The organism is Bacillus sp. B2-WWTP-C-10-Post-4, from assembly GCF_009183805.1.
Classification (GTDB): domain Bacteria; phylum Bacillota; class Bacilli; order Bacillales; family Bacillaceae_G; genus Bacillus_A; species Bacillus_A cereus.
In genome coordinates this window covers 13406-27302 of the sequence record NZ_WEII01000016.1, presented here as the reverse complement: position 1 = coordinate 27302, position 13897 = coordinate 13406, and the positions used below count along the sequence as shown (strand labels likewise).

Below are 13897 nucleotides of genomic sequence, written 5' to 3'. Positions count from 1 at the left end.
AGATTGCGGAAACGTTTATATATAGGGATTGGAATTATCTTCTTGATCGCTTTAGGTGGAATTGTATTTTGGTCAGCTTTACAAGGAAACCGTACAGAAAATTTTATTTTAAGACATATGGTGAATGACAATGGAACGCTTGCCACGTACCGTTTAGTAGATACTAAGGCAGGTACGGGTGAAGCAAAGGGACGTGAAGCTTTATCAGAATCAGCGGGATTATGGTTACAATATACACTTGATAAAGATGATCAGGCGTTATTTGATGAGCAAGTAAAGGTTATTCAAGATAATTTCGTATATAAGAATCATATCGTTTTATGGAAACTCTCTGAAAAGGGAGAGAGGCAGTCAGCTACAAATGCACTTATAGATGATCTTCGTATTATAGAACAATTATATCGTGCTTATGAAATGTATAAGGAAGAGCGTTATAAAAACCTTGCCGATCAATTAAGTGATGCTGTACTTCGTTATAATAAAAAAGATAATTATTATGTTGATTATTATGATGCAGATGCAGGGAAACAAAATAATTTTGTAACAACATCATACATAAATCCACGTGCATTCTCCTATATGAAGAAGTACGACAAAGTTTCTGCTCAGCAATATCAGGAAGTCGTTCAATTTTTAGCGGACTATCCAAGGCATGGCTGGGCATTCCCGAAAGAGTATAAAGAAGATGGTACATTTACGTACGATAAAGAAGTGAATCTTATTGACCAATCATACGTTGCATATCATCGAAGTTTAGGTGGTCTTTCATCAACTGCTTATTTGGAATTTATAAAGAAGAAATTCCAGGAGGATGGAAAGCTATACGGTCGTTACAATTTAGAAACGGGAAAACAAACTGTGAATTATGAATCGCCAGCCGCATACGGATTAACGATTTTGTACGTACTACAAACAGGTGATAAAAAGTTTGCGAAAGAATTGTATGATCATATGGCCACATTCCGAAATGATAACGTATTTAGTAGATATTATGGTGGATATGTAACAGGTGAAAATAATAATACGCATATTTTTGATAATGTACTACCACTTTTAGCTGAAATGGAATTAAAAAAGAGTGAACAATAAAAGTTGCCACCATATGAGGGTGGCAACTTTTATTTGTTGATATAATTTTACGTCCTAATGTTGGAGAAGTAATCAATCACGAATTCACGGAATTGCTGAGCTGTTTTTGATAAGTAGCGTTTTTTTGACCAACTTAATCCGATGGTTCGCTGACAATTGGGTTCAATAATACGCAACTTGCTTGATGCTAAAGTAGAGTTTTTTAATAAAGTTAAACTTGGAACAAAAGCGATGCCGAGACCTTGCTTAATGAGGTCGCTAATCACGGTCGGTTCATCTACTTCAAAAGCAATATGCGGAGTGAAACCAGCTTCTTTGCAAAATTCATCCGTTAAGTGTCGAAATCCATAGCCAGTGTTCATACTAATAAACGGTTCGTTTTTTACTTCATGCAGGTGGATATTTTTTCGGCCTGATAAACGATGGCCTGAAGGGACGACTAAGAAAATTTCTTCTGTAATAAGTGGTTCCCAAACAATCTCCTCACCTTCAATTGGCACAGAGGAGATACAAAAGTCAATTTCTATATTATCTAGTTGTCGTTTCATAGAAGGAGTGGATGCAAGAAATTGTTGGAATCGAACGTTAGGATGTTCTAGTAAAAAAGAGCCAAGTAGTTCTGGTAATATTCTTGGAATAGAAACGGCCAGTGTAATAGAGCTTTGTTGTAATTCGGCTAAATCTTTAATTTCTCGTTGCCCTTCACTTAATTCATGAAAAATACGTTCTACTCGTTTTAAAAATACTTTTCCGAAAGAATTTAAAGTAATCTGTCGGCCTTGGCGATCAAATAAAGGGACTCCTAAATCCTTTTCGAGTCTAGCAATTGTTTTGCTGAGTGAAGGTTGCGCGATATGCAATTCTTCAGCTGCCTTTGTCATGTGTTCTAGTCGTGCAACTGTCTGAAAGTATTTTAACTGGAGCAGTTCCATTTCGAGTCTCCTTTCTATAGACCAAAAGGAATGAATTAATAATTAAAGATGTATTATACAGTATGTAAAGTGACGTGTATAGTAAATCTGTTAAACCATTCGAAGGGTGTTAAATTAGAAGAGGAGTATGTTTCATGAAGGGAATTAAACTTATATTTAAAGATTGGAAAGCGATGTGGCACCATAAACATGGACGTATCGCTTTAATTTTTTTATTAATCGTTCCGTTAATTTATTCAGGATTCTTTTTAGCTGGATATTGGGATCCGTACGGAAAATTAGATAAATTACCTGTTGCGGTTGTGAATTTAGATAAGGGTGCTGCGATGGATGAAAAAACAATTCATGCAGGAGACGATTTTGTTAAAAATTTAAAAGAGAATAAGGAATTGGCTTTTCATTTCGTATCAGAAAAAAGTGCGGATGAAGGGTTAAAAGAAGATAAATATTATATGGTTGTTACGATTCCGGAAGATTTCTCTAAAAAGGTAAGTACACTTATGGATGAGAAACCAGAGCCAGCAAAGTTGCAGTACAAAGTAAATCCAGGTAAAAACTTTGTAGCGGCTCAAATTGGAACGACAGCTGTTGAAAATATGAAAACAAAAATCTCAAACAGTATTACGAAATCATATACAGAAGGTGTTTTTTCAAAGTTTCAAGATTTGGCACAAGGGTTGAGTGATGCAAGTAATGGTGCTGAGAAGTTACATGAAGGAACGACCGATGCAAAAAATGGAGCGAATCAGCTTGCGAATGGTATTGATCGTTTAAGTGACGGGACATCGAAATTGAAAGAAGGAAGTGACAAGCTTGCGTCTAGCCAATCTGCCTTAACGGGGGGAGCAAATGAGCTGAGTCAAGGAGCGACATCACTTCATAGTGGTATGGAGTTATTAGCACAAGGTGAAAAAACGTTACAATCAGGAGTTAGTGAATTAAGTGCTGGTACAAATGAATGGGTGAGCGGAAGTGAGAAGCTTGCTGAAGGGCAAGTAAAAGCGGATGGGGCGGCCAATAGTGTGAAACAACAATTAGAAGAGTACGTGAAAAATCATCCAGAAGTGCAGCAAGATCCCGCTTTTCAAAAAATTGTTGCTACGTCTAATGGACTAGCTAAAGCAACAAGTACTTTAAATAATAGCCAACAACAATTGACACAAGGTGCGAAGAAGCTAACTGATGGTCAACATAAGATTGAAGAAGGCATGAATACATTCGGATTTAAGTTAAATGAAGCTACTGCTGGAACGAAAAAGATAGCAGATGGTGCATCGAATTTGGCTGATGGATTTATGAAGTGGGGAAATGGATTTACATCCCTGCAAGAAGGTGTAAATCAGCTTGCGAGTGGTGGAACGGAGCTGAATAACGGTGCTAGTAAATTAACAAATGGACTTGTTAAACTTGATGATGGTGCGAAAGAACTTTCTACGAAATTAGGAGAGGGCGCAGAGAAGATAGCGGATGTTCGTAATGATGATGCACGCAATACGATGTTCTCAGAGCCAGTTCAGTTAGTGAAGTCAACAGTTTCTGACGTTCCTAACTACGGTTCAGGCATTGCACCATATTTCTTATCACTTGCATTTTATGTTGGCGGAATTATGGCATCGAATATTTTACCTCTTGGCCGCAGACAAAACATGAAGGTAAGCGGAACGGTACATTTTATTAATAAACTAGGATTGGTATATTTAATTGGACTCATTCAAGCGCTACTCGTAGATGTAGTTGTGCTAGGTGTTATGAAATTAGAAGTCGCAAGTGTGCCACTCTTTGTTTTATCAAGTATTGTTATTTCCTTTACGTTTATGACATTTATTCTTATGCTAGTAACAGTATTTGGTCTTGTTGGAAAGTTCTTAGCGGTAACGCTTCTTGTCCTGCAATTAGCGACGAGCGGAGGTACTTTCCCAGGAGAATTAAACATAGCTGTTCTTAGCAAAATTGGACAGTTTCTCCCAATGTCTCATTCTCTTAGAGGATTACAAGATGTTATTTCTTTAGGAGATTGGTCGCAATTACAAATGCAAATTTTAATATTGTTATGTTATCTCGTTGTTGCCGGTGGAATTGCTTGGATCACGAGTCATATACAGCATAGAGAAACGAATGTAGAACAAGTTTCTTAAAATGAAATAAGCTATCCGATTTTTTCGGATAGCTTATTTTTTATTTGCGTTCCATTACTGCAAAGTAATTATTTTCATTATCAGCAAAGTTGAATGCTCTACCAGTAGGTAAATCTACAACCTGTCCAACTGTGACATTTTTCTCAGAAAGATCTTTATATAGACGGTCTAAGTCATTTGAGAAGAACATAAGTGAAGGCGTATTTAGGTTTAGTTCAGGTTGCATCTTCGCGATTAACGCTTTATCGTGAAGGACGATGCTTGTTCCTGCTTCTTTCGCCGGTGCAATTTCAATCCAGCGGAATCCGTTTCCGTTATTTTCTTCCGCAATGATTTGGAACCCTACTTTTTCTGTCCAAAATTGTACTGTTTCGTCTTGGTTATTTACATATAGCATAATTTGTCCAACTTGATTAATCATAGGTGTCTCTCGCTTTCTTTTTATATGCGTATTATTATATCAAATATATGGCTTGAATAGTTTTTTATGATTTTTTCGTAATACAACCTTCGTCCATTTCATCTTTGTTGTAGGAGAAGGCCCTGTAATCCAAGTATGAAATGGTATTGTGCTACAAATGACCATTGTTGAAATAGAGATAATGGCCGTTAACACAAATAGTAATAGGGCATATAATATAGTATTTTCTTGCAGTGTGAATAAGGAAAGAAGTTTTGTGCATAGTTGCAAGAAGAATAAATGAGCTAAATAAGCACCATACGTGTAATTACCAATGAAACGTAACGTTTTATATAAGAAACCACGACGCTGTACTATCATAATAGATAACACATACAGTATGATAATTTCGCATACGATATATAAAAACATAGATGGTTTTAAATAGGTAGAAACAGTTAAATGAATAGAGTTTGCTCCGTAAAAACTAAACAACTCATAATTGATGAATAAAAATAAGATGAAAAATAATATTGTTATAAGCGGGATATGTTTTATGACGAATAGACGCCAAGTTTTTAGTGCTACAGCGGCAATGCCGCCCATAACGAAATAGAATGAGTAGAATAGAAATGATCGATCTGTATAATGTAAAATTGTTGAACTTGTTAATTTTTCTCCATTAAAAATATAGTGAGAAGAGAACCACATTAATAGAAAATATAGGCAAGCGAAAAAGGTCATATATTTATATATGTCTTTTTTATTTTCTGTTCGTTTTTGAAACCAATAAAAAAGTGTGCATAGTAAAGGGAACAATAAGTGAATTTGGAACATCATAATAACGTACCAAAGATGGGGAGCGGCTGTTCCGAGTAATAAACTTTTTATTCCACTTTGTAACGTAATAAGATCATTTGTTGTTAATAAGTAAAGAATAGACCAAAAGAAATAAGGAATGAGTAAGTGTATCGCTTTTTCGGAAATATATTCTTTATATACTAATTGCTTTGTATAGTGACGAATTAAGTGAAATCCAACGATAAATATGAATGCTGGTGCTGAGAATTTTGCAAGATTAAATAGCATGCCCATAATGAGGGATTGCTCAAGTAAGACATTTCCTTGATTCATTGTATATAATAAAGAACTTTGCAAAACGACAGCGAGAAATGCAATGCTTTGCAAAACTTTAAATTCTGGTGCGCTTTGAGTCATTAGATCCATCTCCTTTTCCATACATGATTATAGTACGGAGAATGGATAAGAGGTGTGGAATATTTGTGAAGGTTTTAACAAATTTGTGGCGGAATGGATTAACAACAAAGAAAGAGGATACTCAAAACGAGCATCCTCTTTCTATTTATTAAGCAAATTTGTTTTTAATCCAGTTCTTACCTTCTACAAGGCGAGCTGTCATTACGGCACAAGCGTTATCTGCTGTTACGTTTAACATTGTTGCAGGAGGATCAATGATTGTACTGATTGCTGCGATAATTGGCAATGCTTCTGGCGGGAAGCCATATAAAGAAACGATTAACATTTCACCAATCATACCGCCGCCTGGAATAGCGCCCATTACTGTTCCTACTAATAGAGAAACAACAAGTGCGATTGCTAATGTTTTCGGTCCTTCGAATTCCATGTTGAAAATACCGAATAAGAAAGCAATTTTTAATACGCCGCCTAAAACAGAGCCATCTTTATGAAGAGTAGAACCAAGAAGGACAACTGTTTCACGAACGTCTGAAGAAATACCCATTTTCTTTGTTGCTTCTAAGTTTGCTGGAATGCTTGCGGCACTACTACAAGTTGCAAGTGATGTAACTGTAGGAGAGACCATGTTCTTCCAAAATACTTGTACACCTTGTTTGCGACCTGCAAGGTATGCATAGAATGTGAAGAATACAAAGAAATAAATGAGAGAAGCAGGATAGTATACCATTGCTGCTCGGAAGTAAGTTCCAAGAAGTTGTGGTCCGAATTCGCCAACTAATGCTGCGAAGTAAGCAGCAAGTCCGATTGGAGCGTAGTACATAATGAAAGATACAACCTTCATTGAAATCTCTGCACCAGCTTGTAGGAATGTAGCAAATGACTTTCCTTTTTCGCCAACTGCTGAAGTTGCAATCCCCATTAAGATAGAGAAGAAAATAAGAGCTAACATATTTTCACGAGATAGTAACTTCGAGAAGTCAGATACTGTTAAAATACCGACGATTTGATCTGCAACACTAACAGCTTTGCCGGCTTTGTCAGGTTGTGTTAGTTCTAGTACAACACCTTGTGCTGGCGGGAATACTTTCACGACAATAATCATAAAAATAGCAGCTAAAATACTTGTAAATAAGAAAGTCCCAGCCATACTAGACATAATTTTACCGAAACGTTTTAATCCATCCATATTAGCAATAGACGATGCGATGCTAAAGAACACTAGAGGTACAACAATCGTAAACATTAAGTTTAAGAAAATGTCACCAAGCGGCTTTAAAGCAACTGCATCGGCACCCATGAAATAACCAATGAAACCACCAATTAGGATAGAAGATAATAAAATAAGTGGAAAGCGATATGCCTTCATAAATATATCCTCCTATCAATTAAAAAAATCATACTGAATCATTATAGCGAGTTAGGGGCCCCTTTACTAGGAGAATACGGATAAATGGAATAGCGTGAAAATCAAGAAATTTTTGTTTTTAAGCTCGGCATACAGCAGGAAATCTAGACATATATATTTGTAACCTAGTGGTGGCAAGGAGTGCACCATAACTTAGGTAGAGAAAAAGGGGGAGGGAAGCGGGATGAATATTTTACTTTGCTGTGCAGCGGGAATGTCTTCCAGTTTGATTGTTACAAAGATGGAGAAAGCAGCAGAGGCGAGAGGGATAGAAGTAAAAATCTGGGCAGTATCAGGTTCTGAAGTGAATAGTCATATTGATAAAGCGGATGTTCTTTTACTTGGACCACAAGTACGTTATTTATTACCGAAAATGAAAGAATTATGTAAGGAGAAAGGGATACCTGTTGATGTCATTCAATCTGTTCATTACGGACTTTGTAATGGAGAAGCTATCTTGCAAGCAGCTTTGTTAATGAAACCATGAGGAGAGTGGGATAGATGATACGGTTTTTAGAGAAGTATGTGATGCCGGTAGCAGGGAAGGTTGCAGAGCAGAGGCATTTACAAGCAATTCGAGATGGAATTATTTTAACGATGCCTTTCTTAATTATTGGATCGTTTTTCCTCATTATTAGTGCACTGCCGATACCGGGATATAACGATTTTATGGCAGGTTTGTTTGGGGAGAATTGGCAGCGAGCTTTAGGGTATCCAGTTAGTGCAACTTTTAATATAATGGCTTTAATAGCTGTTTTTGGAATCGCTTACAGACTTGGAGAGTATTATAAAGTAGATGCTTTAGCATCCGGGGCATTGTCGCTTGTGACGTTTTTACTTGCGACTCCATTTCAAGTTGCATATATTATACCAAGTACAAAAGAAAGTGTACTTGTAGAAGGCGCTATCCCAGCTGCATTAATGGGAAGCCAAGGGTTATTTGTAGCAATGATTATTGCACTTATATCTACTGAACTTTATCGGTTTATTGTACAAAAAAAGATAATTATAAAGATGCCAGAAACAGTTCCACCAGCTGTCACGCGTTCATTTGCAGCACTTGTTCCAGGATTTATTGTTGTAACAGTTATTTGGATTTTACGCTTAATTATAGAAAATACTTCTTTTGGCAGTATCCATAATATTGTAGGACAAATTTTACAGGAACCACTTAGTGTACTTGGTGCTAGTCTTTGGGGCGCAATCATAGCAGTTATTCTCGTTCATGTTCTTTGGTCTTGTGGAATTCATGGTGCTACTATTGTTGGTGGTGTAATGAGCCCCGTTTGGTTGTCGTTAATGGATCAAAACCGAGTTGCTTTTCAAGCTGGGCAAGATGTACCAAATACGATTACGGCACAGTTTTTTGACTTATGGATTTATATGGGCGGTTCTGGTGCAACGCTTGCTCTAGTTGTCGGAATGTTACTATTTGCACGAAGTCAACAATTAAAAAGTTTAGGGAGATTGTCAATTGCACCTGGTATATTTAATATTAATGAGATGGTAACTTTTGGTATGCCGATTGTGATGAACCCACTTTTACTAATTCCATTTATATTAGTTCCAGTCGTCCTAACGATTGTTTCTTACTTTGCAATGGAATGGGGATGGGTCGCACGTCCGAGTGGGGCCGCTGTACCTTGGACGACACCTATTCTTTTTAGTGGATATTTAGGATCGGGCGGGAAAATTTCAGGTGTTATTTTGCAACTTGTTAACTTTGCGCTAGCATTCTTCATTTATTTACCGTTCTTAAAAATATGGGATAAACAAAAACTGGCAGAAGAAAAGGGGGAGTAAAGAACTAAAATGGATACGATAGAGACGAAAGCTTTTCATTTAATCTTGCATGGGGGAAACGCGAGAAGTTGTTCAATGGAAGCAATTGATTGTGCGAAGCGTGGGGAGTTTACAGAGGCTGAAGCTAAATTACAAGAAGCACTAGATGAATTAAAAGAGGCGCACCGTGTACAAACGGAGCTTATCCAGAAAGAAGCTGGTGGTGAAAAGACCGAAGTTACTCTTTTAATGGTACACGCGCAAGACCATTTAATGAATGCAATTACGGTGAAAGAATTAGCGAGTGAGTTTGTAGAGTTATATAGGAAGATGTCGGTGGATGAATGAACCTTGCTTATGCAAGGTTTTTTTATTTCACTAAATAGTGGGTTAAAATAATGAATTATTTTTCATTGAAAAAGTTTTTTTAGTGTTTTTTCATATTAAACACAACTAGACGACTAAACACTAATCTATTTTCATACAGTTATGTGTTAAAAGCGTGTTGTTTTATAACACACTGTGTGTTTTTTGGACGACACACTAATTGAAAGCGTTAACACACAAAGAAAATGCTCGAAAAAGCACTGATTTTAGTGGTTTTAAAAAGTTGGCACGCTAATTGCATTAATAAATAGCGTAAAGAAAAATAAATAAACATAAATTTTTTATACTACACAAGGGGGATTTTCAAATGAATATTTTATTATGTTGTTCAGCAGGGATGTCTACAAGTTTACTAGTTACAAAAATGGAAGCGGCCGCAAAAGCTCGAGGTCTAGAAGGAAAGATTTGGGCTGTATCTGGGGATGCAGTAAAAACGAATATCGATCAAGCAGATGTATTATTACTAGGACCACAAGTTCGTTACATGCTTTCTTCAATGAAAGCGCTTGCTGACGAGAAAAACGTTGGAATCGACGTTATCAATCCAATGCACTACGGCATGATGAATGGAGAAGCAGTTTTAGATCACGCATTAACACTTAAAAAATAATTAGGGGGGAAGCGAAATGCAAAAGTTTATTGCATTTATGGAGAAATATTTAGTTCCAGTCGCAGGTAGAATTGGATCGCAGCGCCACTTAGTTGCAATCCGTGACGGATTTATCGCAGTTATGCCTCTTATTTTAGTTGGATCATTTGCAGTACTTATAAATAACTTACCAATTGATGCTTTCCAAAACTTTATGAAGGGCACATTTGGTGACGCTTGGAAAGATGTCGGTGGCGGTATGTGGACTGGTTCCTTTGCTATACTCGCCCTCATAGTCGCAGTTGGGATAAGTTACAATTTAGCGAAATCTTACGGCGTCGATGCGTTGTCAGCAGCAATCATTACATTCGGTGCATTAATTATTATTTCTCCGACAACGCCAAAAGAAGGCGGTATTGATTTAGCGTGGACAGGGGCACAAGGTCTATTCGTTTCCATTATAGTGGCTCTTCTTGTAACAGAAGTGTTTAGATTCTTTGTTCAAAGGGATATTACAATTAAAATGCCAGATGGTGTTCCACCGGCAGTAATGAAATCATTCGCAGCGTTAGTTCCAGCATTCGTTATTTTGATTGTAACAGCAGGTATTCAATTAGCTGTGAAACTTGCGGGAACAAGCATTCATAAAATGGTATTTGAAACAATTCAATTACCATTACAAGGTTTAGCGGGTACATTACCAAGTGCAATTATTATTGCTCTACTTATTCACGTATTATGGTTCTTCGGATTACATGGTCCAAATATTATTGGGGGGATTATTGACCCAATCTATTTACCAGCATTAGAGAAAAATATGAAATTATTTAATGATGGTATGTCTGCATATGACGTACCGCATATCTTCACAAAACCATTCTTTGATGTATACGTATATATCGGGGGATCGGGTGCAACGTTAGCATTCTTAGTGGCAGTAATGCTTGTAGCGAAAAGTGCGCAGCTTCGCGGTGTAGGCCGTGTATCTATCGGTCCTGGTTTCTTTAATATTAACGAACCAGTTATTTTCGGTACGCCAATTGTATTAAACCCAACGTTAATTATCCCGTTCGTACTTACACCAGTTGTATTAGTTATTACTTCTTATACAGCAATCACTTTAGGATGGGTACCAAAAACAGTTGCGTTAGTTCCATGGACAATGCCACCAATCTTTAGTGGTTATCTTGTATCGGGCGGAAGCATCGCTGGTGCAGCACTACAAGTGGTGAACTTTGCTATTGCGGTAGTAATTTACTATCCATTCGTATTAATGTGTGACCGTACTTATGTACAGGCTGCAAAAGCTGAAACAAAAGGAAGCGACAATTCAGTATCACTTTAAAAAATATTATTCTGGCGAGTTCCTATAGCTCGTCAGAATAATTACCTTTATATCATGTTCAAAAAGATGATACTCATCTACAAGAACACCAAACTATCATTCATAAAATAATAATTTAATAGACATGTTCAAACTGAAGGGGTATTTAAATCGGTTGAACCTTATAGAGAGGGCGGTAATTATGATGACTACAGCAGAACAAATTCCATTCCAATTGATTTTAAATAGTGGTAACGCACGAAGCTTTGCGATGGAGGCACTTCAATTTGCCAAACAGGGGAAAATGGTAGAAGCAGATGAAGCGATGGTAAAGGCGAAAGAAGCGATTAATGAAGCGCATCATTTCCAAACAGAGCTCATACAATCAGAAGCAAGAGGAGAAAAAACAGAGGTTAGTGTTCTTTTAATTCACGCACAAGATCATTTAATGAATGCGATTACAGTGAAAGAATTAGCAGCAGAGTTTATCGATCTTTATAAAAAGCTTGAAGCGAAAGGGGAATAAAGCATGACTGGAATTAAAATTGCTACAATCGGCGGTGGATCTAGTTATACACCAGAGTTAATTGAAGGATTTATTAAGCGTTATGATGAGCTTCCTGTTCGTGAAATTTGGTTAGTAGATATTGAGGCAGGAAAAGAAAAGTTGGAAATAGTTGGTAACTTAGCGAAACGTATGGTGAAAAAATCAGGTTTACCAATCGAGGTACATTTAACACTTGATCGCCGTGAGGCATTAAAAGATGCAGACTTCGTAACAACACAACTTCGCGTTGGTTTATTAGAAGCACGTGCAAAAGATGAAGCAATCCCATTAAAATATGATGTAATCGGTCAGGAAACAAATGGTCCTGGTGGTTTATTTAAAGCGTTGAGAACGATTCCTGTTATTTTAGATATTTGTAAAGATATGGAGGAGCTCTGTCCGAATGCATGGTTAATTAACTTTGCAAATCCAGCTGGTATGGTAACAGAGGCAGTTCTTCGTTATACAAATATTCAAAGAGTAGTTGGTCTATGTAACGTTCCAATCGGAATTCGTATGGGTCTTGCAAGATTACTTGAAGTAGATGCGAGTCGTGTTCACGTTGATTTCGCAGGTTTAAATCATATGGTATACGGACTAGATGTATACTTAGATGGCGTAAGTGTAATGGACCGTGTGTTAGAGCTTGTGACAGATCCAGAAAAACAAATTACGATGGAAAATATCGCAGCGCTTAACTGGGAGCCAGACTTTATTCGAGGACTTCGTGCGATTCCATGTCCATACCATCGTTACTACTACAAAACACGTGAAATGTTAGAAGAAGAAAAAGAAGCTTCTGTTGAAAAAGGTACACGTGCAGAAGTAGTAAAACAATTAGAAAATGATTTATTTGAGTTATATAAAGACCCGAATTTAGATATTAAACCACCACAATTAGAAAAACGTGGCGGAGCTTATTATAGTGATGCAGCATGTAGCTTAATTACGTCTATTTACAATAATAAAGGTGATATCCAGCCTGTTAATACACGAAACAACGGAACAATTGCAAGCTTACCACATGATTCAGCTGTTGAAGTGAACTGTATTATTACGAAAGAAGGCCCAAAACCAATTGCAGTTGGAGATCTTCCAGTACCAGTTCGCGGTTTAGTACAACAAATTAAATCATTCGAGCGCACAACAATTGAAGCTGCTGTTACAGGGGATTATCATAAGGCGCTGCTTGCTATGACAATCAATCCGCTTGTACCATCAGATAAAGTTGCAAAACAAATTTTAGATGAAATGTTGGAAGCACATAAAGAGTATCTTCCACAGTTCTTTAAAAAGGTAGAGAAGTAAAAGCGGCGCTATTTAGCCCGCTTTTTTTATTCTATTAGGAGGTATTATGATGATTAAGTTAATTGTAAATGCAGATGATTTCGGTCTTACAGAAGGTACAAATTACGGCATTATTGATGGTCATATAAATGGACTTGTAAATTCAACGACGATGATGATGAATATGCCAGGAACAGAGCATGCGGTACGCTTAGCGAAAGAGTATAACCTACTCGGAGTAGGCGTACATCTCGTATTAACAGCAGGGGAGCCACTTCTTGGAGACGTACCATCACTTGTAGGTAGCGACGGATCGTTTCATAAACAAAGTGTTGTAAGGGAAGGGAATATAAATCCAGAAGAAGTTGAGAGAGAGTGGACTGCTCAAATTGAGAAATTCCTATCTTACGGATTAACACCAACTCATTTAGATAGTCATCATCATGTACACGGATTACCGATCTTACACGATGTTCTTGAGAGATTAGCAGCTAAATATAATGTTCCAATTCGTCGTTGTGGGGAAGATAGAGCGGTGCATCCATTTTCTGATGTATTTTACAGTGACTTTTATGCGGATGGTGTGACGGAAGATTACTTTGTGAAGTTAAAAGAAAGAGTACAAGGTGAACAAACGGTAGAAATTATGGTTCATCCAGCTTATATTGATCCAGAGCTTGTGAAGCGTTCGTCTTACGTAATGGATCGTGTGAAGGAATTGCGTATTTTAACAGAGAGTGAGTTGCCTGAAGGGATAGAACTTGTGAAGTTTTAATAGAAAAACGACGGCTACATCATGCCG

General features: G+C 37.2%; 14 protein-coding genes. 10 read left to right on the top strand and 4 right to left on the bottom strand.

What is annotated here, in order from left to right:
- Positions 1-3 precede the first annotated feature (3 nt).
- Entirely contained in the window at positions 4-1089 is a 1086-nt protein-coding gene (locus tag GBN78_RS09850; protein ID WP_001231654.1) for a hypothetical protein, read from the top strand.
- A gap of 47 nt (positions 1090-1136) precedes the next feature.
- Here the strand turns inward: GBN78_RS09850 and GBN78_RS09845 are convergent, their stop codons facing one another.
- Positions 1137-2021: a LysR family transcriptional regulator gene (locus GBN78_RS09845; RefSeq protein WP_000421940.1), complete on the bottom strand. Its 885-nt coding sequence runs from the start codon at positions 2019-2021 to the stop codon at positions 1137-1139.
- Between the two features lie 134 nt (positions 2022-2155).
- Between GBN78_RS09845 and GBN78_RS09840 the strand changes: the two genes are divergently transcribed.
- Entirely contained in the window at positions 2156-4156 is a 2001-nt protein-coding gene (locus GBN78_RS09840; protein WP_000676213.1) for a YhgE/Pip domain-containing protein, read from the top strand.
- A gap of 40 nt (positions 4157-4196) precedes the next feature.
- Here GBN78_RS09840 and GBN78_RS09835 read toward each other — a convergent pair whose 3' ends face one another.
- The 3 genes from GBN78_RS09835 to GBN78_RS09825 form a co-directional block, all read right to left on the bottom strand.
- Positions 4197-4577: a VOC family protein gene (locus GBN78_RS09835; protein WP_000610162.1), complete on the bottom strand. Its 381-nt coding sequence runs from the start codon at positions 4575-4577 to the stop codon at positions 4197-4199.
- A gap of 39 nt (positions 4578-4616) precedes the next feature.
- Positions 4617-5774, bottom strand: a complete 1158-nt coding sequence (locus GBN78_RS09830; RefSeq protein ID WP_076774595.1) for an acyltransferase — start codon at positions 5772-5774, stop codon at positions 4617-4619.
- Between the two features lie 148 nt (positions 5775-5922).
- Complete coding sequence (locus tag GBN78_RS09825) at positions 5923-7140, bottom strand: dicarboxylate/amino acid:cation symporter (protein WP_070184472.1); 1218 nt, start codon at positions 7138-7140, stop codon at positions 5923-5925.
- A 223-nt stretch (positions 7141-7363) separates the two neighbouring features.
- Here GBN78_RS09825 and GBN78_RS09820 point away from each other — a divergent pair, with 223 nt between their 5' ends.
- From GBN78_RS09820 to chbG, 8 genes are all read left to right on the top strand, one after another.
- Positions 7364-7666: a PTS sugar transporter subunit IIB gene (locus GBN78_RS09820; RefSeq protein WP_070184471.1), complete on the top strand. Its 303-nt coding sequence runs from the start codon at positions 7364-7366 to the stop codon at positions 7664-7666.
- Between the two features lie 14 nt (positions 7667-7680).
- The gene (gene celB / locus GBN78_RS09815) at positions 7681-8982 is read left to right on the top strand and encodes a PTS cellobiose transporter subunit IIC (RefSeq protein ID WP_000617782.1); all 1302 of its coding nucleotides are present in this window, start codon (positions 7681-7683) and stop codon (positions 8980-8982) included.
- Positions 8983-8991: 9 nt separating this feature from the next.
- A complete protein-coding gene (locus GBN78_RS09810; protein WP_000379632.1) occupies positions 8992-9309 on the top strand; it encodes a PTS sugar transporter subunit IIA in 318 nt (105 codons plus the stop codon).
- A gap of 346 nt (positions 9310-9655) precedes the next feature.
- Entirely contained in the window at positions 9656-9958 is a 303-nt protein-coding gene (locus GBN78_RS09805; RefSeq protein WP_070184470.1) for a PTS sugar transporter subunit IIB, read from the top strand.
- Positions 9959-9974: 16 nt separating this feature from the next.
- Complete coding sequence (celB, locus tag GBN78_RS09800) at positions 9975-11282, top strand: PTS cellobiose transporter subunit IIC (protein WP_001168848.1); 1308 nt, start codon at positions 9975-9977, stop codon at positions 11280-11282.
- 181 nt (positions 11283-11463) lie between these two features.
- On the top strand, positions 11464-11787 hold the full coding sequence (locus tag GBN78_RS09795; protein ID WP_000989059.1) for a PTS lactose/cellobiose transporter subunit IIA: 324 nt from the start codon (positions 11464-11466) through the stop codon (positions 11785-11787).
- 3 nt (positions 11788-11790) lie between these two features.
- On the top strand, positions 11791-13116 hold the full coding sequence (gene celF / locus GBN78_RS09790; RefSeq protein ID WP_000145762.1) for a 6-phospho-beta-glucosidase: 1326 nt from the start codon (positions 11791-11793) through the stop codon (positions 13114-13116).
- A 49-nt stretch (positions 13117-13165) separates the two neighbouring features.
- Positions 13166-13870, top strand: a complete 705-nt coding sequence (chbG, locus tag GBN78_RS09785; protein WP_000593488.1) for a chitin disaccharide deacetylase — start codon at positions 13166-13168, stop codon at positions 13868-13870.
- Positions 13871-13897 lie beyond the last annotated feature (27 nt).

What these genes read in the sequence shown, in the direction of transcription:
- GBN78_RS09820 (WP_070184471.1), top strand. Translation starts at nt 7,364, where the DNA reads ATGAATATTTTACTTTGCTGTGCAGCGGGAATGTCTTCCAGTTTGATT.
- GBN78_RS09795 (WP_000989059.1), top strand. Translation starts at nt 11,464, where the DNA reads ATGATGACTACAGCAGAACAAATTCCATTCCAATTGATTTTAAATAGT.
- GBN78_RS09830 (WP_076774595.1), bottom strand. Translation starts at nt 5,774, where the DNA reads ATGACTCAAAGCGCACCAGAATTTAAAGTTTTGCAAAGCATTGCATTT.
- GBN78_RS09805 (WP_070184470.1), top strand. Translation starts at nt 9,656, where the DNA reads ATGAATATTTTATTATGTTGTTCAGCAGGGATGTCTACAAGTTTACTA.
- GBN78_RS09845 (WP_000421940.1), bottom strand. Translation starts at nt 2,021, where the DNA reads ATGGAACTGCTCCAGTTAAAATACTTTCAGACAGTTGCACGACTAGAA.
- celF (WP_000145762.1), top strand. Translation starts at nt 11,791, where the DNA reads ATGACTGGAATTAAAATTGCTACAATCGGCGGTGGATCTAGTTATACA.
- GBN78_RS09825 (WP_070184472.1), bottom strand. Translation starts at nt 7,140, where the DNA reads ATGAAGGCATATCGCTTTCCACTTATTTTATTATCTTCTATCCTAATT.
- celB (WP_001168848.1), top strand. Translation starts at nt 9,975, where the DNA reads ATGCAAAAGTTTATTGCATTTATGGAGAAATATTTAGTTCCAGTCGCA.
- chbG (WP_000593488.1), top strand. Translation starts at nt 13,166, where the DNA reads ATGATTAAGTTAATTGTAAATGCAGATGATTTCGGTCTTACAGAAGGT.
- celB (WP_000617782.1), top strand. Translation starts at nt 7,681, where the DNA reads ATGATACGGTTTTTAGAGAAGTATGTGATGCCGGTAGCAGGGAAGGTT.
- GBN78_RS09835 (WP_000610162.1), bottom strand. Translation starts at nt 4,577, where the DNA reads ATGATTAATCAAGTTGGACAAATTATGCTATATGTAAATAACCAAGAC.
- GBN78_RS09810 (WP_000379632.1), top strand. Translation starts at nt 8,992, where the DNA reads ATGGATACGATAGAGACGAAAGCTTTTCATTTAATCTTGCATGGGGGA.
- GBN78_RS09840 (WP_000676213.1), top strand. Translation starts at nt 2,156, where the DNA reads ATGAAGGGAATTAAACTTATATTTAAAGATTGGAAAGCGATGTGGCAC.